This window comes from Pseudomonas sp. AK181 (genome assembly GCF_051122975.1).
Taxonomy (GTDB): Bacteria; Pseudomonadota; Gammaproteobacteria; order Pseudomonadales; family Pseudomonadaceae; genus Aquipseudomonas; species Aquipseudomonas lactis.
Window position 1 is genome coordinate 150,169 of record NZ_CP146348.1, and the last position, 20,060, is coordinate 170,228.

20 protein-coding genes and 1 pseudogene are annotated in these 20,060 nt (G+C 60.2%); 8 read left to right on the forward strand and 13 right to left on the reverse strand.

Annotated features, from left to right (window positions below; all coding sequences use genetic code 11):
* The first annotated feature begins 152 nt into the window (after positions 1-152).
* Entirely contained in the window at positions 153-1,004 is an 852-nt protein-coding gene (locus V8689_RS00630) for an SDR family oxidoreductase (protein ID WP_056790910.1), read from the forward strand.
* A 608-nt stretch (positions 1,005-1,612) separates the two neighbouring features.
* Here the strand turns inward: V8689_RS00630 and V8689_RS00635 are convergent.
* From V8689_RS00635 to V8689_RS00660, 6 genes are all read right to left on the reverse strand, one after another.
* On the reverse strand, positions 1,613-2,353 hold the full coding sequence (locus V8689_RS00635; protein WP_003195513.1) for a hypothetical protein: 741 nt from the start codon (positions 2,351-2,353) through the stop codon (positions 1,613-1,615).
* A 56-nt stretch (positions 2,354-2,409) separates the two neighbouring features.
* Positions 2,410-2,790: a RidA family protein gene (locus tag V8689_RS00640; protein ID WP_003176922.1), complete on the reverse strand. Its 381-nt coding sequence runs from the start codon at positions 2,788-2,790 to the stop codon at positions 2,410-2,412.
* Positions 2,791-2,814: 24 nt separating this feature from the next.
* Positions 2,815-4,920: a bifunctional GTP diphosphokinase/guanosine-3',5'-bis pyrophosphate 3'-pyrophosphohydrolase gene (gene spoT, locus V8689_RS00645; protein WP_003195510.1), complete on the reverse strand. Its 2,106-nt coding sequence runs from the start codon at positions 4,918-4,920 to the stop codon at positions 2,815-2,817.
* 60 nt (positions 4,921-4,980) lie between these two features.
* Complete coding sequence (rpoZ, locus tag V8689_RS00650; protein WP_003195508.1) at positions 4,981-5,244, reverse strand: DNA-directed RNA polymerase subunit omega; 264 nt, start codon at positions 5,242-5,244, stop codon at positions 4,981-4,983.
* A gap of 167 nt (positions 5,245-5,411) precedes the next feature.
* A complete protein-coding gene (gmk, locus tag V8689_RS00655; protein ID WP_003195506.1) occupies positions 5,412-6,032 on the reverse strand; it encodes a guanylate kinase in 621 nt (206 codons plus the stop codon).
* Positions 6,033-6,042: 10 nt separating this feature from the next.
* On the reverse strand, positions 6,043-6,906 hold the full coding sequence (locus V8689_RS00660; RefSeq protein ID WP_003195504.1) for a YicC/YloC family endoribonuclease: 864 nt from the start codon (positions 6,904-6,906) through the stop codon (positions 6,043-6,045).
* Positions 6,907-7,192: 286 nt separating this feature from the next.
* Here V8689_RS00660 and rph point away from each other — a divergent pair, with 286 nt between their 5' ends.
* Together rph and V8689_RS00670 are read left to right on the forward strand one after the other, a co-directional pair.
* Positions 7,193-7,915 carry a ribonuclease PH gene (rph, locus tag V8689_RS00665; RefSeq protein ID WP_003195497.1) on the forward strand — a complete coding sequence of 241 codons (723 nt, stop codon included), beginning with the start codon at positions 7,193-7,195 and terminating at the stop codon, positions 7,913-7,915.
* 22 nt (positions 7,916-7,937) lie between these two features.
* The gene (locus V8689_RS00670; protein WP_056790913.1) at positions 7,938-8,306 is read left to right on the forward strand and encodes a DUF4870 domain-containing protein; all 369 of its coding nucleotides are present in this window, start codon (positions 7,938-7,940) and stop codon (positions 8,304-8,306) included.
* A gap of 60 nt (positions 8,307-8,366) precedes the next feature.
* Here the strand turns inward: V8689_RS00670 and V8689_RS00675 are convergent, their stop codons facing one another.
* Positions 8,367-9,146, reverse strand: coding sequence for an exodeoxyribonuclease III (locus V8689_RS00675; RefSeq protein ID WP_003195493.1), 780 nt, complete (start codon positions 9,144-9,146; stop codon positions 8,367-8,369).
* 82 nt (positions 9,147-9,228) lie between these two features.
* On the opposite strand from V8689_RS00675, the gene pyrE reads away from it, so the two are divergent.
* Positions 9,229-9,873: an orotate phosphoribosyltransferase gene (gene pyrE / locus V8689_RS00680; protein WP_003195489.1), complete on the forward strand. Its 645-nt coding sequence runs from the start codon at positions 9,229-9,231 to the stop codon at positions 9,871-9,873.
* 162 nt (positions 9,874-10,035) lie between these two features.
* Here pyrE and argB read toward each other — a convergent pair whose 3' ends face one another.
* The 4 genes and pseudogenes from argB to coaBC form a co-directional block, all read right to left on the reverse strand.
* On the reverse strand, positions 10,036-10,941 hold the full coding sequence (gene argB, locus V8689_RS00685; RefSeq protein ID WP_056790918.1) for an acetylglutamate kinase: 906 nt from the start codon (positions 10,939-10,941) through the stop codon (positions 10,036-10,038).
* A gap of 20 nt (positions 10,942-10,961) precedes the next feature.
* A pseudogene (locus tag V8689_RS00690) lies at positions 10,962-12,368 on the reverse strand (phosphomannomutase/phosphoglucomutase); the annotation flags it as partial.
* Between the two features lie 254 nt (positions 12,369-12,622).
* Positions 12,623-13,078 carry a dUTP diphosphatase gene (gene dut, locus V8689_RS00695; protein WP_056790920.1) on the reverse strand — a complete coding sequence of 152 codons (456 nt, stop codon included), beginning with the start codon at positions 13,076-13,078 and terminating at the stop codon, positions 12,623-12,625.
* A 5-nt stretch (positions 13,079-13,083) separates the two neighbouring features.
* Positions 13,084-14,292, reverse strand: a complete 1,209-nt coding sequence (gene coaBC, locus V8689_RS00700; protein WP_003195481.1) for a bifunctional phosphopantothenoylcysteine decarboxylase/phosphopantothenate--cysteine ligase CoaBC — start codon at positions 14,290-14,292, stop codon at positions 13,084-13,086.
* Positions 14,293-14,434: 142 nt separating this feature from the next.
* Between coaBC and radC the strand changes: the two genes are divergently transcribed.
* The gene (gene radC / locus V8689_RS00705) at positions 14,435-15,109 is read left to right on the forward strand and encodes a RadC family protein (protein ID WP_014720480.1); all 675 of its coding nucleotides are present in this window, start codon (positions 14,435-14,437) and stop codon (positions 15,107-15,109) included.
* A 123-nt stretch (positions 15,110-15,232) separates the two neighbouring features.
* On the opposite strand, the gene V8689_RS00710 is transcribed toward radC, so the two are convergent.
* Positions 15,233-16,825 carry an ABC transporter substrate-binding protein gene (locus tag V8689_RS00710; RefSeq protein WP_060766318.1) on the reverse strand — a complete coding sequence of 531 codons (1,593 nt, stop codon included), beginning with the start codon at positions 16,823-16,825 and terminating at the stop codon, positions 15,233-15,235.
* Positions 16,826-17,282: 457 nt separating this feature from the next.
* Between V8689_RS00710 and rpmB the strand changes: the two genes are divergently transcribed.
* Both rpmB and rpmG read left to right on the forward strand, forming a co-directional pair.
* Positions 17,283-17,516 (forward strand): 50S ribosomal protein L28, encoded by a 234-nt coding sequence (gene rpmB / locus V8689_RS00715; protein ID WP_003176907.1) that lies wholly within the window; start codon positions 17,283-17,285, stop codon positions 17,514-17,516.
* 11 nt (positions 17,517-17,527) lie between these two features.
* Positions 17,528-17,683: a 50S ribosomal protein L33 gene (gene rpmG, locus V8689_RS00720; RefSeq protein ID WP_003176906.1), complete on the forward strand. Its 156-nt coding sequence runs from the start codon at positions 17,528-17,530 to the stop codon at positions 17,681-17,683.
* Between the two features lie 149 nt (positions 17,684-17,832).
* On the opposite strand, the gene V8689_RS00725 is transcribed toward rpmG, so the two are convergent.
* Complete coding sequence (locus V8689_RS00725) at positions 17,833-18,195, reverse strand: cupin domain-containing protein (protein WP_056790926.1); 363 nt, start codon at positions 18,193-18,195, stop codon at positions 17,833-17,835.
* 230 nt (positions 18,196-18,425) lie between these two features.
* Here V8689_RS00725 and V8689_RS00730 point away from each other — a divergent pair, with 230 nt between their 5' ends.
* Positions 18,426-19,919, forward strand: a complete 1,494-nt coding sequence (locus tag V8689_RS00730) for an aldehyde dehydrogenase (protein WP_003195472.1) — start codon at positions 18,426-18,428, stop codon at positions 19,917-19,919.
* Positions 19,920-20,060 lie beyond the last annotated feature (141 nt).

Genomic DNA, 20,060 nt, shown 5'->3' on the forward strand with positions numbered 1-20,060 from the left:
CCTTCCAGACCCAAAGGGTCGAGGACAAATGGGCGGTCATTATTGCAAGTAATTCTTGTTAACAGAAGTAATACAGTAACTTTATTTGTGCTTTTTCTGGCCGTTGGTCATGTCTGGCGGCTACTCTGCGCCTTTAAGAACGGAGTTTTGTGATGTCTGCGCCTTCTGTTGTGATTGCCGGTTGCGGTGATGTGGGTAGTCGGCTGGCTAGCCAATTGCTGGCCTCGGAATGGGAGGTCCACGGCCTGCGCCGCGATATTTCACGCCTGCCCGACGGCGTGATCGGCATCGCTGGCGATCTGTTCAAAAAGGGTTGCCCTGATACCTGGCCCATCGGCGGGGTGGATTACCTGGTGTATTGCGCCGCCGCCACTGACCACGACGAAGCCGGCTATCGCGCCGCCTACGTGCAAGGGTTGCTGCATGTGTTGGAGTGGCTGGACGACTACGGCCAGACGCCCAAGCATTTGCTGTTTGTTTCCAGCAGCAGTGTGTATGGGCAGCAAAACGGCGAGTGGGTCGACGAAACGTCCGAGACGCAAGCGAAGGGTTATTCCGGGCAGGTGATGCTGGAAGCTGAGCAAGTGGCGCTCAATAGCGGTATTCCAGCGACCATCGTGCGCTTGACCGGCATCTACGGACCTGGCCGTGAATGGCTGCTGACCCAGGTGCGTCAAGGCTACCGCGTAGCGGTTGATCCGCCGTTGTATGGCAACCGTATCCACGCCGATGACGCCGCGGGCCTGCTCGCCTTTTTGCTGCGGCATGTGGAAAAGGGCGGCTCGCTGGACAAGGTCTACATCGGCGTTGACGATGCGCCGGCACCCCTGGCCGAGGTGGTGGCCTGGTTGCGCGAGTACTTGGGTGTGACTGAGTGGGCCGAGGACGCCAGTGTGCGCCGTGCTGGCAGCAAACAATGCAGTAATGCGCGTATCAAGGCGTTGGGCTGGGTGCCGACATACCCGACTTACCGGGAAGGCTATGCGGCGATCCTGAAAGGCTGAAGCGCGGTAAAAAATGTGGGAGCTGGCTTGCCTGCGATGGCGGTATATCCATCACATCTTTGTTGGATGTAATACCGTCATCGCAGCATAGGTATCTACACAACTTAGAGCCGACGCTGGACCTGTGGCGAGGGAGCTTGCTCCCGTGACGGCCTGAAAGGCGACGCTGATCTGGCTGACACACCACCATCCAAATGTGGGAGCTGGCTTGCCTGCGAAGACGGCCTCACAGTCAACACAGTTGAACCGGGTACATATCCGTTATTTAGGTAACGGCCACCTAGGGTTCCGCTCTGACAGCGGCTCACTTTTGAAAAGCGCAAAAGTAAGCAAAACGCTCTTGCCCCACCACTCGGCACCTCGCCTAGGCTCGGTGTGCCCGTAATCCGCCAGGGATTTGGGGGGTAAACCGGCATCCCTGCCGGTTTACCCCCCAAATCCCTGTCGAATTCCGGCCAGCGTGGTTTAACGGGGCGCCTGAGATCAAAAGCAGATCAAGATCAAGAGCGACTCGCTTCGCATCGTGGTTACCGTTGATCGAGTTGTGTGGAGACCTACGATTCTCGCAGGCAAGCCAGCTTCCACATTTTGATCAAGTGAGACTTTTATTACTTTTCAAGCAGCCACTGGCGCGGGCCTGGCGTAAACGAAGGCACTTCATCGGCCTGCGCGGTATTGATCGCCTGGAAGATCTCCAGTTGCTCACCCTTGCGCGCGAAGATCCATGGGTTGCCCTGGCCGTTCAGTTGCAGCCAGATGCTGTCGTAGCCGCCGCTCATGGAGGCGCAATCGCCTGCCAGGCAGAGTGAATAGCGATCAACCCCCGGCAGGCCGGCGACTTTGCCGTCAGCCTGGAACTGCACCGTGGCGCCGCTGCCGGTGCCGTCGCTGATCTTCCAGTCACCGCCCATATAGGCCGCGTACAGTGCGCGTTCGAAGTTGGCGCCCAGTGGCGCGCCTTCTGGGGCCGGGTCTTTGGCGCGGGCAAACAGCTGCTCGGGCTCATTGTCGTTGGCCACTTGCAGCAGTTGCTTGCCTTTGCGCTTGAGTTCGGTGGCAGAGCTGCCATAGAAGTCCACGTTCCACGCGCCGGGCTTTTCACCCGACAACTTGCCTTCCGCCACTTCAAAACCGTTGTAGTAGCGCGCCTGCAAGGCCTTGGTGTTGACCTCCCACTCAAGGTTAGGGCCATAGGATTGCAGGGCTTCACGCAAAGGGCCGCCCTTGGCCGCCGCGTCGATGGCGGCCTGGTTGATCCAGGTGCCGCTCACATCCAGGTCGGCGGGGTTGCTGGCACAGCCGCCGAGCAGCAGGGCGAGCAACGAGGAGGCTACAAGCGCTTTGCGCATTACGAAATCCTTCTGAAACGAAGTCGGCGCAGCCTGTTGGGGCTGCGCCGGGTGTTTTACTCGATGACCAGAATGGCGTCCATCTCAACCTGTGCGCCCTTTGGCAGGGCGGCAACGCCGATGGCGGCGCGGGCTGGGTAAGGTTGTTCGAAGTACTTGCCCATAATCTCGTTGACCTTGGCGAAGTGGCTGAGGTCGGTGAGGAAGATGTTCAGCTTGACGATGTCCTTGAACGAACCACCGGCAGCTTCAGCCACGGACTTGAGGTTTTCAAAGACCTGTACGGTCTGGGCTTCGAAGCCTTCAACCAGTTCCATGGTCTTTGGGTCCAGTGGGATCTGGCCGGACATGTAGACGGTGTTGCCCGCCTTGATCGCCTGGGAATAAGTGCCGATGGCAGCTGGTGCTTTATCGCTGGTGATAACTGTCTTGGTCATGAATGACTCCTTGTAATGGATCGGTTATGCACGCATGCGGGTGATGCGGATCACACCGGTCAAGGCGCGCAACTTTTTGATCACGCGGGCCAGGTGCACGCGGTCGTGCACGCTGACCACCAGTTGGACCACGCTGATGCGACCATCGCGTTCGTCCATGCTGATTTTCTCGATATTGCCGTCGGCGGCGTTGACGCTGCTGGCCAGCAGGGCGATCAGTCCGCGCTGGTGTTCCAGCTCCACCCGCAGCTCGACGTTGAATTCGCCGGTGACATCCTTGGCCCACGAGAGCTGGATGCATTTTTCCGGGTTGTGGCGGATTTCGGTGATGTTGCGGCAGTTGTCCAGGTGCACCACCATGCCTTTGCCTGCGGACAAGTGGCCGACAATCGGGTCGCCCGGGATCGGCGTGCAACATTTGGCGTAGCTGAGCACCAGGCCTTCGGTGCCGCGAATCGCCAGCGGGCCTTCAGGGCTCGGCAGCTGTTCGCCTTCGCCCAGCAGGCGTCGGGCGACCACGTAGGCCATGCGATTGCCCAGGCCGATATCTTCCAGCAGGTCTTCGATGGTTTCCTGGCGGTACTCGTGGAGCATCGCTTGCACGCGCTCTTGCGGGATCTTGTCCAAGGCGCTGTCGAAGCCGTTGAGCACCTTGTTCAGCAGGCGTTCGCCCAGGCTGATGGACTCGGAGCGGCGCTGCAATTTCAGCGCGTGGCGAATATGCGTACGCGCCTTGCCGGTGACTACAAAGTTGAGCCAGGCCGGGTTCGGGCGAGCGCCCGGTGCGCTGACGATCTCCACCGTGGAACCGCTTTGCAGCGGCTCCGACAGCGGGGCCAGGCGCCGGTTGATGCGACAGGCAATGCAGCTGTTGCCGACATCGGTGTGCACCGCGTAGGCAAAGTCGACCGCCGTGGAGCCTTTGGGCAGCTCCATGATCCGGCCTTTGGGCGTGAATACGTAGACCTCGTCCGGGAACAGGTCGATCTTCACGCTTTCGATAAATTCCAGGGAGTTGCCGGCACGTTGCTGCATTTCCAGCACGCCCTTGACCCATTGGCGCGCACGGGCATGGGTGCCTTTAGGCTGCTCGTCGCCGCTGGACTTGTACAGCCAATGGGCGGCGATGCCGTTGTTGGCCATCTCTTCCATTTCGCGGGTGCGGATCTGGATCTCGATCGGCACCCCGTGCATGCCAAACAGCGTGGTATGCAGCGACTGGTAGCCGTTGGCCTTGGGAATTGCGATGTAGTCCTTGAAGCGGCCTGGCAGGGGTTTGTACAAATTGTGTACAGCACCCAGTACGCGGTAGCAGGTATCGACCTTGTCGACGATGATCCGGAACGCATACACGTCCATGATCTCGTTGAAGGCCCGACGCTTGCCGCGCATCTTCTTGTAGATGCCGTAGATGTGCTTCTGCCGGCCGCTGACCTCGCCCTCGATCTCGTCGATCGCCAGGCAATGGCTCAGGGACTCTTCGATCTTGTTGACGATTTCCTTGCGGTTGCCCCGTGCGCGCTTGACCGCCTGGTAGATGCGCGCCGAACGCATGGGGTGCATGGCTTTAAAGCCAAGGTCTTCGAATTCGATACGAATGGCGTGCATGCCCAGCCGGTTGGCGATGGGCGCATAGATTTCCAGGGTTTCCTTGGCGATGCGCCGGCGTTTTTCGCCGGACAGCACTTCCAGCGTGCGCATGTTGTGCAGCCGGTCGGCCAGCTTGACCAGGATCACCCGAATGTCTCGGGCCATGGCCATGGCCATCTTCTGGAAGTTTTCCGCCTGGGCTTCGGCCTTGGTCTCGAAGTTCATCTGGGTCAGCTTGCTGACCCCATCGACCAGCTCGGCCACGGTTTCGCCAAATTGCGCACTGAGCGCTTCCTTGGCAATGCCGGTGTCTTCGATCACGTCATGCAGCATCGCGGCCATCAAGCTCTGATGGTCCATGTGCATGTCGGCAAGAATATTGGCCACCGCAAGAGGATGGGTGACATACGCCTCGCCGCTACGTCGGCGCTGGCCGTCGTGGGCTTGTTCGGCGTAGAAATACGCTCGGCGAACCAGGTTGACCTGGTCTGCGCCGAGGTAGGCCGATAAGCGATCGGCGAGGGCGTCTATGCTCGGCAAAGTGTGAACTCCTGCCGATGGCTGTGACCCCGCGCCGTGCTACGTCGACCAGGCATAGGCTTAGACGTCCTCGTTGGACTCGCCTTCGAACGCTGCAAACAGCGGTTCGTCTTCAACGATTTCGGCGTTGGCGATGAACTCGTAGCTCATCAGGCCTTCAGCGATTTCACGCAGCGCTACAACGGTAGGCTTGTCGTTTTCCCACTGGACCAGGGGCTCTTTGCCGCCAGTGGCCAGTTGACGGGCACGCTTGGTAGAGAGCATGACCAGCTCAAAGCGGTTATCCACGTGTTCTAGGCAGTCTTCAACGGTTACGCGGGCCATGGTATTCCTCGGAGCGAATGCAAGATGCGCGCTGCCCGGTTGGGCGAGCGGACTGAGCAGTTTAAAAAATCACCAGCGTTTAGGGAAGCGCTGATTTTTCGCAGGCCTTCGCAAAACCGCTACAAGTGCCAATGTAAGGCCCTTGCAGCTGTTTTGGGAAGAGCCAATCAGCCAAGCAATTCGGCGAGTAATTTGCCGAAACGTTGCTGTTGGCGCTTTTGCTGCAGTTGATTGGCGCGGAAAATCGCCTTCAAATCGTCCAGTGCGTGGGCAAAGTCGTCATTGATGATCAGGTAGTCGTAGTCGACGTAGTGGCTCATTTCGCTGACGGCCTCACGCATGCGCCCCTCGATGATCTCGTCGCTGTCCTGGCCGCGGTTGGTCAGGCGCTGGTGCAGGGCTTGGAGCGAGGGCGGCAGGATGAAGATGGAGCGCGCCTTGGGCATCAGCTGGCGCACTTGTTCGGCGCCCTGCCAGTCGATCTCCAGGATCAGGTCGTGGCCTTCGTCCAGGGTCTGTTGCAGGTGGCTCTGCGAGGTGCCGTAGAGGTTGCCGAACACTTCGGCGCGCTCCAGGAAGTCACCGTGCTCGATCATCTTGACGAACTCGGTACGCTCGACGAAGTGATAGTGCACGCCGTCCACTTCGCCCGGGCGCATGGCACGGGTGGTGTGGGAGACCGAAATGCGGATCTGCTCGTCGGCGTCGGTCAAGGCCTTGACCAGGCTGCTTTTGCCCGCGCCCGAAGGGGCGGAAATGATGTAAAGGGTGCCGGTGCTGTGGGTCATGGAGGGTGCCTTACTCAATATTCTGTACTTGTTCGCGCATTTGCTCGATCAACACTTTGAGGTTGACCGCCGCCGTGGTGCTGCGCGGGTCGAACGCTTTGGAGCCCAGTGTATTGGCTTCGCGGTTGAGTTCCTGCATCAGGAAGTCCAGGCGCCGACCGGCGGCACCGCCCGACTTGAGTACGCGGCGCACTTCAAGGATATGGGTGCTCAGGCGGTCGAGTTCTTCGGCCACGTCGCTCTTCTGCGCGAGCAGGACCATTTCCTGTTCCAGGCGCGTCGGGTCGAGGTCGGCTTTCATGTCGGTAAAGCGGTCGAGGACCTTCTGGCGTTGGGTGGCGAGCATCTGCGGTACCAGTTCGCGCAGGGTCACCACGTCGGCTTCGATCGACGTCAACCGCTCGTTGATCAGGCGCGCCAGCTCGGCGCCTTCGCGCTCGCGGCCGGCCTTGAGTTCCTTCAGGCCCTGGTTGAACAGGGCGAGGGCTTCGGCATTCAGGGCCTGCGGGTCGGCCGCGTCGGCCACCAGCACGCCGGGCCAGGCCAATACTTCCAGAGGGTTCAATGCGGCCGGCTGCTTGATCAGCCCAGCGATGGTTTCGGCCGCGGCCACCAGTTGGGCGGCGCGGTCGCGGTCAACCTGCAGCGGCTTGCCGGTGGTTTCTTCGGTAAAGCGCAAGGTGCATTCCAGCTTGCCACGGGAGATGCCCTGGCGCAGCGCTTCACGCACCGCTCCTTCGAGGTCGCGGAACGACTCTGGCAGGCGCAGGTGCGGCTCCAGGTAACGGCTGTTGACCGAGCGCAGTTCCCAGCTGAGGGTGCCTTGGGCCCCGGCTTTTTCGACACGGGCGAAGGCGGTCATGCTGTGCACCATGGAGGTACCTCGCGTTGGATAAATAGAAATTGACCAGGCCCACCCGTAGGAGCGAGCTTGCTCGCGAAGAACGCAAGGGCACCGCGTTTAATCAGGAAGGCCCCGTAATCGTTGACGTTTTTCGCGAGCAAGCTCGCTCCTACCGTCTTGAGGCGCAGGATTGTAGCGCAGTGGGAGGAGGCACCCAAACACGGGCATTAGTAACCGGATTTTTTAGAAGTGCCCCGAACCGGCTTGCGGCTCTATAATGCTCGGCAGTTTTTCGTCCTCAGTACAGGTATCCCCTATGAAACGTCCAAGTGGTCGCGCTGCCGATCAGCTCCGCTCGATCCGCATCACCCGCAACTACACCAAACACGCCGAGGGATCTGTACTGGTCGAGTTTGGCGATACCAAGGTCATCTGCACTGTCAGCGTCGAAAACGGCGTGCCGCGCTTTCTCAAGGGCCAGGGCCAAGGTTGGTTGACCGCTGAATACGGCATGCTGCCGCGCGCCACTGGCGAGCGTAACCAGCGTGAAGCCAGCCGTGGCAAGCAAGGCGGGCGTACCCTGGAAATCCAGCGCCTGATCGGCCGCTCCCTGCGTGCCGCTTTGGATATGTCCAAGCTGGGTGACGTCACTCTCTATGTTGACTGCGACGTGATCCAGGCTGACGGCGGTACCCGCACGGCATCCATCACCGGCGCCATGGTTGCCCTGGTTGACGCTTTGAAAGTGATCAAGAAGCGCGGCGGCCTGAAAGCGGGTGACCCGCTCAAGCAGATGATCGCCGCTGTCTCGGTTGGCATGTACCAGGGCGAGCCTGTGCTGGACCTGGACTACCTGGAAGACTCGGCCGCCGAGACCGACCTCAACGTGGTCATGACCAGCACCGGTGGTTTCATCGAAGTGCAGGGCACTGCCGAAGGCGCGCCATTCCAGCCGGCTGAGCTGAACGCCATGCTGGCCTTGGCCCAGAAAGGCATGACCGAAATCTTTGAATTGCAGAACGCCGCGCTGGCTGACTGAGCCCGCCCCAAGGAGAAACGCCATGAGTGACAGCCAGTTGCCGGTTCCGGCACCGTCCAAGGAAGTACGCCAGTGGGCAATGTTGTGTCATTTCGCGGCATTCCTGGGGTTGGTATTCCCCTTCGGCAGCTTGTTGGGGCCGTTGATCCTGTGGCAGTTCAAGAAAGACATGGACCCGCTCGTCGATGACCAGGGCAAGGAGGCGCTGAATTTCCAGATCACCGTGGCGATCGCCTGGCTGGTGTGCCTGTTGCTGGGCTTTGTGGTGGTCGGCTTCTTGCTGATGACCGTGCTGGTGATCGGGGCGTTGATACTGACGATCATCGCCGGTATCAAGGCCAACAAAGGCATTGTCTATCGGTATCCGTGGACCTGGCGCCTGGTCAAGTAACCGAGCGGCCACAAAAAAACCGACATCACTGTCGGTTTTTTTTGTGCCTGGAGAATGACCTCAGATGGTCAATGTCCAGTCGTAGTCCACGATCAGCGGCGCGTGCTGCGAGAAGCGCGGCTGGCGCGGCAGGCGTGCGCTGCGTACGAACCGGCGCAGGCCTGGGGTCAGCAGCTGGTAGTCGAAACGCCAGCCCAGGTTGAGCATCTCAGCCTGTTCGTTATCTGGCCACCAGCTGTACTGGTCGCCTTCGCGGCTGACTTCACGCAGGGCATCGACATAGCCCATGTTGCCGACAATCTCGTCCATCCAGGCGCGTTCCGGCGCCAGGAAGCCTGGGGATTGCTGGCTGTCGCGCCAGTTCTTGATATCCAGCTTCTGTTGCGCCACGTACAGCGAGCCACAATAAATGTACTCGCGACGTTTGCGCCGCTGTTTATCCAAGTAACGGGCGAAATCGTCCATTAGCTTGAATTTCTGGTTCAAGTCTTCATCGCCGTTCTGCCCGGAAGGAAGCAGCAAGGTCGCGATGCTGACCTTGTCGAAATCGGCTTGCAGGTAACGCCCGTAGCGGTCGGCTGTCTCGAAGCCGAGGCCGCTGATGACCGCCTTGGGTTGCAACCGCGAGTACAAAGCCACGCCACCTTGGGTGGGCACTTCGGCATCGCAGGCATAAAGGAAGTAGCCATCCAGTTGGAAGGCTGGGTCGTCCAGTTCAAAGGCGGAGGCACGGGTGTCCTGCAGGCAGATGACGTCGGCATTCTGTGCTTGCAGCCAACTGAGCAAACCACGCTCGACTGCAGCCTGAATACCATTAACGTTCACACTGATGATCCGCATAAATGGCCCCAAAAATCGCGTGCGTGTATGATACACGCCGTCCACCCAATTAGCTAAATCCGTGGTATCTGAGGCTTTTTTCATGCAGGCGTATCAGCGCGATTTCATTCGTTTTGCCATCGATCGCGGCGTTTTACGCTTCGGTGAATTCACACTCAAGTCCGGGCGCACCAGCCCGTACTTCTTCAATGCGGGCCTGTTCAACTCAGGTTCGGCCCTGGCTCAGCTGGGCCGTTTCTATGCGGCAGCCATCGTTGAGAGCGGTATTTCCTTCGACGTACTCTTTGGCCCGGCCTACAAGGGTATTCCCCTGGCTGCGGCGACAGCGGTCGCCCTGGCGGAGCATCACGGGCAGGACCTGCCGTGGTGTTTCAACCGTAAGGAAGCCAAGGCCCATGGTGAAGGCGGCAGCCTGGTTGGCGCGCCGTTGACCGGCGATGTGCTGATCATTGATGACGTGATCACCGCGGGCACTGCTATCCGTGAAGTGATGCAGATCATCGCTTCCCAGGACGGCGCCAAGGCTGCCGGTGTGCTGATCGCCTTGAACCGCCAGGAGCGCGGCAACGGTGAGTTGTCGGCGATCCAGGAAGTGGAGCGTGACTTCGGCATTCCGGTGGTGAGCATCGTGTCGCTGAACCAGGTGTTGCAGTTCCTGGAAGATGACCCGCAGCTCAAGCAGCATTTGCCAGCTGTGCGTGCATACCGCGAGCAGTTCGGCGTCTGACACTGGTCTCGCTGTAGGAGCGAGCTTGCTCGCGAAAAACTCCCAGGCGCCGCGTTCATTCAGGAAGCACGCGTTATCGTTGACGTTTTTCGCGAGCAAGCTCGCTCCTACAAAAAAAGCCCCGCTCAATTGAATTGAGCGGGGCTTTTTTGTTTGCAGCGATTAAGGACGCTTGCGGTTGCTGATCAGCGTACCCACACCGGTATCGGTGAAGATTTCCAACAGGATTGCATTCGGTACCCGACCGTCCAGGATCAGCGAGCTGCCGACGCCGCCTTGCACTGCTTCCAGCGCGCAGCGGATCTTGGGCAGCATGCCGCCGTAGATGGTGCCGTCGGCGATCAGGTCATCCACCTGTTGGGTGGTCAAGCCGGTCAGTACCTTGCCTTCCTTGTCCATCAGGCCGGCGATGTTGGTCAGCAGCATCAGCTTTTCGGCCTTCAACGCTTCTGCCACTTTGCCCGCTACCAGGTCGGCGTTGATGTTGTACGACTCGCCATTGGCGCCCACGCCAATCGGCGCGATCACCGGGATGAAGTCACCCTTGACCAGCAGGTTGAGCAGGTCGGTGTTCACGCCCACCACTTCACCCACCTGGCCGATATCGATGATTTCCGGCTGGGTCATCTCGGGCGTCTTGCGGGTAACGGTGAGCTTTTTCGCACGGATCAGCTCCGCATCCTTGCCGGTCAGGCCGATGGCGCTGCCGCCGTGGCGGTTGATCAGGTTGACGATGTCTTTGTTGACCTGGCCACCGAGGACCATTTCCACCACGTCCATGGTTTGCGCGTCAGTGACACGCATGCCATCGATGAAGTGACTCTCGATCGACAAACGCTTGAGCAGGTCGCCGATTTGCGGGCCGCCGCCGTGAACGACCACCGGGTTGATCCCCACGGCCTTCATCAGCACGATGTCGCGGGCAAAGCCGGTTTTCAGCTCATCGCTTTCCATGGCATTGCCGCCGTACTTGATCACCAGCGTCTTGCCGACATAGCGTCGAATATAAGGCAACGCTTCGGACAGGACCTTGGCGGTGTTGGCAGCGGCTTCGCGTTCGAGGGTCATTCAGGGCTCCGGGCAAAAAATCAGAACGGTAATTGGAGATCAGGGGCAACACGTTTCAACTGGGCGTGGAACACGTCCTTGATGCGCTGCAACTCCGCTTCGGTATCCGCCTCGAAACGCAGGACCAGTACCGGTGTGGTGTTGGACGCGCGAACCAGGCCCCAGCCTTTGGCGTAATCGACTCGCACACCATCAATGGTGGTCAGGTTGGCGCCTTCACCCCATTGCGCATCGTGCAATGCGTCAATGATGCTGAATTTGCTCTCCTCGGTCACATGGATATTGATCTCAGGCGTAGAAATATCATTCGGGAAGGTCTGAAACAGCTCTTCGGCCGTGGATTTCTCCTTGCTAAGGATCTCCAGCAGACGAGCGGCGCTGTAAATGCCGTCGTCAAACCCGAACCAGCGCTCCTTGAAGAACACGTGGCCGCTCATTTCACCGGCCAACAGCGCGCCGGTTTCCTTCATTTTCTTTTTGATCAACGAGTGGCCGGTCTTCCACATTAGCGGGCGACCGCCGTATTCCTTGATCAATGGCGTGAGGCGGCGAGTGCATTTCACGTCGAAGATGATCTCGGCGTTGGGGTTGCGCGCCACTACGTCACGGGCAAACAGCATCAGCAGGCGGTCCGGGAACACGATCTCGCCGGTTTCGGTCACCACGCCTACACGGTCGCCGTCGCCATCGAAGGCCAGGCCGACGTCGGCGCCCACTTCTTTGACCTTGGCGATCAGGTCCACCAGGTTTTCCGGCTTGCCTGGGTCTGGGTGATGGTTGGGGAAGTTGCCGTCCACTTCGCAGAACAGTGGGATCACTTCGCAGTTCAGGGCTTCGAGCAGTTGCGGGGCAATCACGCCGGCTGCGCCGTTGCCGCAGTCCACCACGACTTTCAGGCGGCGGGCGAGCTTGACGTCACGGGTGATTTCATCTGAGTAGCGCTGGAGGATATCGACCTTGGTGATGCTGCCGGTGCCGCTGGTCAAGTCGTTGGTCTTGAGGCGGGTGTGCAGGGCCTGGATCTGTTCATTGGCCAGGGTGTCGCCAGCGATGACGATCTTGAACCCGTTGTAGTCCGACGGGTTGTGGCTGCCGGTGAGCATGACCCCGGATTTGCCCGCCAGTACGTTGGCGGCGTAGTACAGCGCGGGGGTTGGTACCAGGCCGACGTCGCTGACGTGGCAGCCGCTGTCAGCCAGGCCCTGGATCAGTTGCTCGACCAGCTCCGGGCCGGACAAGCGGCCGTCACGGCCTACCGAAACGTTGGGTTCGCCCTGGGCCAGGCTCTGGGAGCCGATGGCGCGGCCGATCCAGTAGGCGGTTTCGGCGGTCAGGGTCTTGGGGACCACACCACGGATGTCATAGGCGCGAAAAATGCTGTCGGGAAAGGTCGGGGCTACGCGGGCTGCGGTACTCATCGCGGGGGAAACTCCATCTGAAAGGGGGCAAGGCAGGCCTGATGTGGCTGGCCGGCAGGCTCAAACTGAAGGGTATGACGGCGTTTTCGGCAGAGAGTTCGTGGTGTAAAAATGCCATCGGCGCTTTGGCGCTAGCATTATTTTTACGTAGTCCTTTGATTTCATTAGAGAAATCTCGATGATTATTTCCGCGCATTCTTCATCCTGAAAAGCCGGGCGGTGGCGCGTGGCCGGACGATGGCGTCCGGCCACGTTCAGCTTAGTCAGTGACTGCCGGAATGCCCAAAACCGCCTGCGCCGCGTTGGGTTTCGTCAAACTCCTGCACCAATTCAAAATGCGCCTGCACCACCGGCACCAGTACCAACTGGGCGATGCGCTCGCCGATGGCGATGTTGAAAGCAGTCTGGCCACGGTTCCAGCACGACACCATCAACTCGCCCTGGTAGTCGGAGTCGATCAGGCCGACCAGGTTGCCGAGCACGATGCCATGTTTGTGGCCCAGGCCGGAGCGCGGCAGGATCAACGCCGCCAAGCCAGGATCGCCGACATAGATCGACAGGCCGGTGGGAATCAGGAGGGTCTGGCCCGGCTCAAGGACGGTGTCTTGCTTGAGCATGGCGCGCAGGTCCAGGCCGGCGGAGCCCGGTGTGGCGTAGGCCGGCAGGGGGAATTCGTCGCCGAGGCGTGGGTCGAGGATCTTGGCTTGCAAAGCGTGCATGGAGATTAAACCTGGTTCAGCCGTTGGGCGATAAAAGAGATCAGTTGGCGGGCAATCTTGCCCTTGCTGGTCTGGGCGAAAAGGGTGGCGTGCAGTTCGCGGTCGATCACGCTGCACGCATTTTCCTCGCTGTTGAAGCCGATGCTCGGGTTGGCGACATCATTGGCAACGATCAGGTCGAGGTTTTTGTCTTTCAGTTTGCGTGCGGCGTAGTCCAGCAGGTGCTCGGTCTCCGCAGCGAAGCCGACGCTGAACGGACGGTCTGGACGGGTGGCGATGGTGGCCAGGATGTCCGGGTTACGCACCATTTGCAGGAGCAGGCCGTCGCCGCTCGTAGGGTCTTTCTTGAGCTTCTGCGGGGCGACGACCTCCGGGCGGTAATCCGCAACCGCTGCCGAGGCGATAAACAGGTCGCAGGGAATGGCGGCTTCGCAGGCCGCCAACATGTCCCGGGCGCTGACTACGTCGATTCGCGTGACGCGATCAGGGGTGGGCAGATGCACGGGGCCGGTAATCAGTGTGACCCGTGCGCCTGCCTCGACCGCAGCTTCTGCCAGCGCAAAGCCCATTTTTCCTGAGCTATGGTTGGTGATGTAGCGCACCGGGTCGATGTTTTCCTGGGTTGGGCCAGCCGTGATCAGCACGTGCTTGCCGGTCAGGGCCAGGTGCTGGAAGCACTCGGCGGCGCATTGCGCGAGGTCGGTGGCTTCGAGCATGCGGCCCAGGCCGACGTCGCCGCAGGCCTGGCTGCCGGACGCCGGGCCGAACACCTTGAGGCCGCGGGTTTGCAGGAGTTGGGTATTGGCTTGGGTGGCCGGGTCGCGCCACATGGCCTGGTTCATGGCCGGAGCGATAGCGACGGTGGCGTCGGTGGCCAATACCAGGGTGGTCAGCAGGTCATCGGCAATGCCCTGGGCCAGGCGGGCGATCAGGTCGGCGGTGGCCGGGGCGATCAACACCAGGTCGGCCCATTTGGCCAGTTCGATATGGCCCATGGCGGCTTCTGCTGCCGGGTCCAGCAGGTCGAGGTGAACCGGGTGGCCGGACAGGGCCTGCATGGTCAGCGGGGTGATGAACTCGCTACCACCACGGGTCATGACCACGCGCACTTCGGCGCCCTGGTCCAGGAGCCTGCGAACCAACTCTGCGCTCTTGTAGGCGGCAATGCCGCCGCCGACGCCGAGAACGATGCGTTTCCGATACAGACGCTGCATTGGTTTGCCTTTCCAGTTCAGTGATGCCAGTTCAGTGACGCCTGCGATGACCCCTCCCCAGGTGAAATCGCCGGCAAAAAAGAGGGCCCTACGATAACACAGCGCCCGCCGGGCAACAGCGGAGCAGATACAGGGAGGTGGGATGAGTATTCGTGATTGGCCCGTGGCGGAGCGTCCGCGGGAGAAGTTATTGGAAGGCGGCGCAGCGAGCCTGTCCGATGCCGAGCTGTTGGCGATTTTCCTGCGTACGGGGGTTGCCGGCCGAAGTGCGGTGGATCTGGCGCGCCATCTGCTGGCGCAATTCGGTGGCCTGCGCCCGTTACTGGAGGCCAGCCAGACGCTGTTCAGCCAGCATCTGGGGCTGGGCCCGGCGAAGTTCGCTCAACTGCAGGCGGTACTGGAAATGTCCCGGCGCCACCTGGCCGAGCGCTTGCGAGCTGACTCGGTGCTGGAGAGCCCGTTGGCCGTGCGCGAGTACCTCAAGGCGCTGCTGCGCCATGAGCCCCATGAGATATTCGGCTGCCTGTTCCTGGACTCAAAGCATCGGGTGCTGGGGTTCGAGGTCATTTCCCAGGGCACCATCGACGCTGCGATTGTCTATCCGCGACAAGTGGTCAAGCGCGCCTTGGCGTACAACGCGGCGGCGTTGATCCTGTGTCACAACCACCCGTCGGGGAGTGCGGAGCCCAGCGCGGCTGATCGAAAATTGACCAAGTTGCTGCAAAAGGCGCTGGACGTGGTGGATGTGCGGGTGCTGGACCACATCATCGTGGGCGATGGTGATCCATTGTCGATGGCTGAATACGGTTGGCTGTAATAACCCTGCCTTTGTAGGAGCGAGCTTGCTCGCGAAAAACCTGAGAACCCCGCGGGGCGTCAGGCTTGCCGCGTTATCGTTGGCGATTTTCGCGAGCAAGCTCGCTCCTACAGGTGGTGGGGCTTAGGGCTTGAGGTTGACCTTCGAGTAGTCCTGGCGGCCGAATGGGCTTACCTGGTACCCGTCGATGTTCTTGCGGGTCAAGGCAAACGCCATTGGGTGCGCCAGCGGCAGCCACAGCGCCTGTTGCTGGATCTGCGCCTGGGCCTGTTGATACAGCTTGCTGCGCACACCTTGCTCGCTGGTGGTTTTGCCGGCACTGATCAACTTATCCAGGGTGGGGTCGCAATAGCGGGCGAAGTTGGTGCCGGACTTTACCGCGGCGCAGGAGAACTGCGGCGTCAGGAAGTTATCCGGGTCGCCGTTGTCGCCGGCCCAGCCCATGAACAGCAAGTCGTGCTCGCCGGCCTTGGCGCGGCGGATCAACTCGCCCCATTCGATCACGCGAATCTCGGCCTGGATGCCAACCTTGGCCAGGTCGGCCTGCAACAGTTGGGCGCCGAGGTTCGGGTTGGGGTTGAGCAGGCTGCCGGTAGGGCGGGTCCATATTGTGGTCTTGAAGCCGTCCTTGAGCCCGGCGCGGCCCAGCAGCGCCTTGGCTTTGGCGAGGTCCTGCGGGTAGCCTGGCAACTCTTTGGCATAGCTCCAGGTGTTCGGCGGGTAGACACCGTTGGCCGCTTCGGCGGTGCCTTCGAACACGGCCTTGAGGTAGCTGCCCTTATCAAAGGCCAGGTTGATTGCCTGGCGTACTTCGGGCTTGTCCAGCGGCGGGTGCTGGCTGTTGATGGCGACGAATGCGGTCATGAACGCGGCGGTTTTTTCCACCTTCAGCGCCGGGTCTTTTTCGGCCTCGCCCACATCCAGGGGCTTGGGCGACAGGGCGATCTGGCATTCATCGCGATGCAGCTTCTGCAGGCGTACGTTGGCGTCCGGGGTGATGGCGAAAATCAGGTTATCCACCGCCGGTTTGCCAGCGAAGTAGTCCGGGTTGGCCTTGTAACGCACCACGGCGTCTTTCTGGAAACGCACGAACACAAAGGGGCCGGTGCCGATGGGCTGGCTGTTGAGCTTCTCGGGTGTGCCTGCCTTGAGCAGTTTGTCGGCATATTCGGCCGGGTAGATCGAGGCAAAGCCCATGCTCAGCGCCGGCAGGAAGGTGGAGTCGGCGTGGTCGAGGGTGAAGCGCACCGTCAGCGGGTCAAGGGCGTCGATTTTCTTGACCAGGGTGGGCAATTGCAGGGATTGGGCGTGAGGAAAGCCGCTCTGGGCGATCTTGTGCCACGGGTTGGCCGGGTCGAGCATGCGCTCGAAGCTGAAGCGCACGTCTTCGGCGGTCAGGGTGCGGCTTGGGCTGAAATAGTTGGTGCGATGGAATTTCACATCGGGGTGCAGCTTGAAGGTGTACGTGAGCCCATCGGGCGACACTTCCCAGCTGTCCGCAAGGCTCGGTACCAACTTGCCACTGGCCGCGTCGAATTCCACCAGGCGGTTCATCAGCACATCGGCCGAGGCGTTGGTGGTGGTCAGCGAATTGTACTGCACCACATCGAACCCTTCGGGGCTGGCCTCGGTGCAAACGCTCAAATTGGTGGCCGCAACGGCCACTGGCGCAATAAAGAGAGGGGCAAGCAATAGCGGTAGGGCAGCGAGGCGCATATTCGGTTTCCTGTGCAGATCGAAGGCCCATCTGCGAGTGCAGTCTGGAAAAAGCCTACCGTAGAGGTCTGATTGATAAATGACTAGCCCATTTTTGCCTGTGCTTTTGGCCAAAATGCTGTTTTGATGGCGCCTGCGCGTGTTGCGCCGTGCACTTCCCTGTGACCGCAGGCGTTGTAAATCATTCTGTGCGACGAGCGGTCGGCTGTTACAGCGGCCCATCCTGGCAGCGGTTCAGGCGCTTGTGGTCACGATTTACGCTGCTAAAAGTACACAGGTTGTTGTTGCACTGGGGTCTTTCTGGTATAAAGCAGCGCTCTTTTCTAGGGGCCCGGTTCCTTCACTGTAGGTGTAGCCGGTAAGACCCTAAAGAAACGCGGCGCCTGGCGCCAAATGACTGAGAGATTAAGCGGCCAACCCATGCCGGGTTGGGCATGTGGTTTTAGAGGGCTGAGGCATGTCGAGAGTCTGTCAAGTTACCGGTAAGGGTCCGGTGACTGGGAATAACATTTCCCACGCAAATAACAAAACCCGTCGTCGTTTCCTGCCGAACCTGCAGCATCACCGCTTCTGGGTTGAAGAAGAGAAACGTTTTGTTCGCCTGCGTGTATCTGCTAAAGGCATGCGTATTATCGACAAGCGTGGCATCACTGTCGTGCTGGCCGAAATCCGTGCCGCTGGCAAGATCTAAGGAGCTCTATCATGCGTGAATTGATTCGAATGATCTCTAGCGCCGGTACTGGTCACTTCTACACTACCGACAAGAACAAGCGTACTACCCCGGACAAGCTCGAAAAGAAAATGTTCGACCCGCGCGTTCGCAAGCACGTGATCTACAAAGAAGGCAAAATCAAGTAATTGATTTTCTTCCTTGTGAAAAAAAGCCCGTATCTCACGATGCGGGCTTTTTTTTGCCTGATCGTTCCCACGCTCTGCTGATCGTTCCCACGCTCTGCGTGGGAATGCCGTCTCGGACGCTCAGCGTCCCGCTGTCGATCAATCAATGATCAGGCTTTCTCTTCAAACACCACGTAAATCTTGCGGCACGCTTCCAGCACTTCCCAGGTACCGCTGAAACCGGCAGGGATCACAAAGCGGTCGCCCGCCCGCAGGGTCTTGGCATTCCCCTCGGCATCGCGCAACACCGACACGCCTTGCACGATCTCGCAGTACTCATGCTCGGTGTAGTTGACTTTCCACTGGCCCACTTCACCTTCCCAGACGCCGGCGTTCATCTGGCCGCATGGGCTGTTGTAGTGGTTGTAGAGTGTCTGCTCGGGATCGCCCTTGAGGATTTTCTCGGCGCCAGGGCGGTAGCGTTCGGGGGCGGTGTTGGCTTGGCTGAAATCGACGATGTCCTGGATGCTCATGTGCATTTCCCGTCTGGCCTGCGGTTGGAGAGCCCAAAGTCTATGTTTATTAAAATGAACATCGCAAGGGCGTTTGCCACTGTTATGTCAAATATATTGAAACATCCCCAGCCGCTGGTTTAGGGTGGCAGCTGCCTTGAGCCGAACAGCAGGCTGGTCGGGCAAGCATTCGTGATGGCGCCGGGATAAACCTCCCAGGCCCTTGTATTCAATAAGAGGAGGACACTCGCATGACCACCCTGACCCGTGCCGACTGGGAACAACGCGCCAAGGCTCTGAAGATCGAAGGCCGCGCCTATATCAATGGCGAGTACACCGCCGCCGTTTCCGGCGACACCTTCGAATGCATCAGCCCGGTGGATGGGCGCTTGCTGGCCACTGTCGCCAGCTGTGATGCCAGCGACGCCCAGCGCGCCGTAGAAAATGCGCGTGCCACTTTCAATTCCGGCGTGTGGTCGCGCCTGGCGCCGGCCAAGCGCAAGTCCGTCATGATCCGTTTCGCCGCGCTGCTCAAGGCTAACGCCGAAGAGCTGGCGCTGCTCGAAACCCTGGACATGGGCAAGCCCATCAGCGACTCCCTGAACATCGACGTCCCCGGCGCGGCGCAAGCCCTGAGCTGGAGCGGCGAGGCGATCGACAAGATCTACGACGAAGTCGCCGCCACGCCTCACGATCAACTGGGCCTGGTGACCCGCGAGCCCGTCGGTGTCGTGGGCGCCATCGTGCCGTGGAACTTCCCGCTGATGATGGCCTGCTGGAAACTCGGCCCGGCGCTGTCCACCGGTAACTCTGTCATCCTGAAGCCGTCCGAAAAATCCCCGCTGACTGCCATCCGCATTGCCGCGCTGGCCGTAGAGGCCGGTATTCCAAAAGGCGTGTTCAACGTGCTGCCTGGCTATGGTCACACTGTGGGTAATGCCCTGGCGGTGCACATGGACGTCGACACCCTGGTGTTCACGGGCTCCACCAAGATTGCCAAGCAACTGTTGATCCGCTCCGGCGAATCAAACATGAAGCGTGTCTGGCTGGAAGCTGGCGGCAAGAGCCCGAACATCGTGTTTGCCGATGCGCCGAACCTGCAGGCGGCCGCCGAATCCGCCGCCAGCGCCATTGCCTTCAACCAGGGCGAAGTCTGCACCGCCGGCTCGCGCCTGCTGGTCGAGCGTTCCATCAAGGACACCTTCCTGCCGCTGGTGATCGAGGCCCTCAAGGGCTGGAAGCCGGGCAATCCACTGGACCCAGCCACCACTGTGGGTGCCTTGGTGGATACGCAGCAGATGAACACCGTGCTTTCGTACATTGAGGCCGGCCACGCCGACGGCGCCAAGCTGGTCGCAGGTGGCAAGCGCACCCTCGAAGAGTCCGGCGGCACCTACGTCGAGCCGACGATTTTCGACGGCGTGACCAATGCCATGAAGATCGCCCAGGAAGAGATCTTTGGCCCGGTCCTGTCGGTGATCACTTTCGACAGCGCCGAAGAAGCCATCGCCATCGCCAACGACACCCAATACGGCCTGGCTGCAGCGGTGTGGACGGCGGATATCTCCAAGGCACACCTGACGGCCAAGGCGTTGCGTGCCGGTAGCGTGTGGGTTAACCAGTACGATGGCGGCGACATGACCGCACCGTTCGGTGGTTTCAAGCAGTCGGGTAATGGTCGTGACAAGTCGCTGCATGCGTTCGACAAGTACACCGAACTGAAAGCGACCTGGATCAAGCTCTAAGCAACACCGCTGATCCCCTGTAGGAGCGAGCTTGTGTGGGAGCTGGCTTGCCTGCGATAGCATCACCGAGGTGTGGCTGACACACCGAGGCGTCTGTATCGCAGGCAAGCCAGCTCCCACACAGGTCCGCTCCTACAGTTC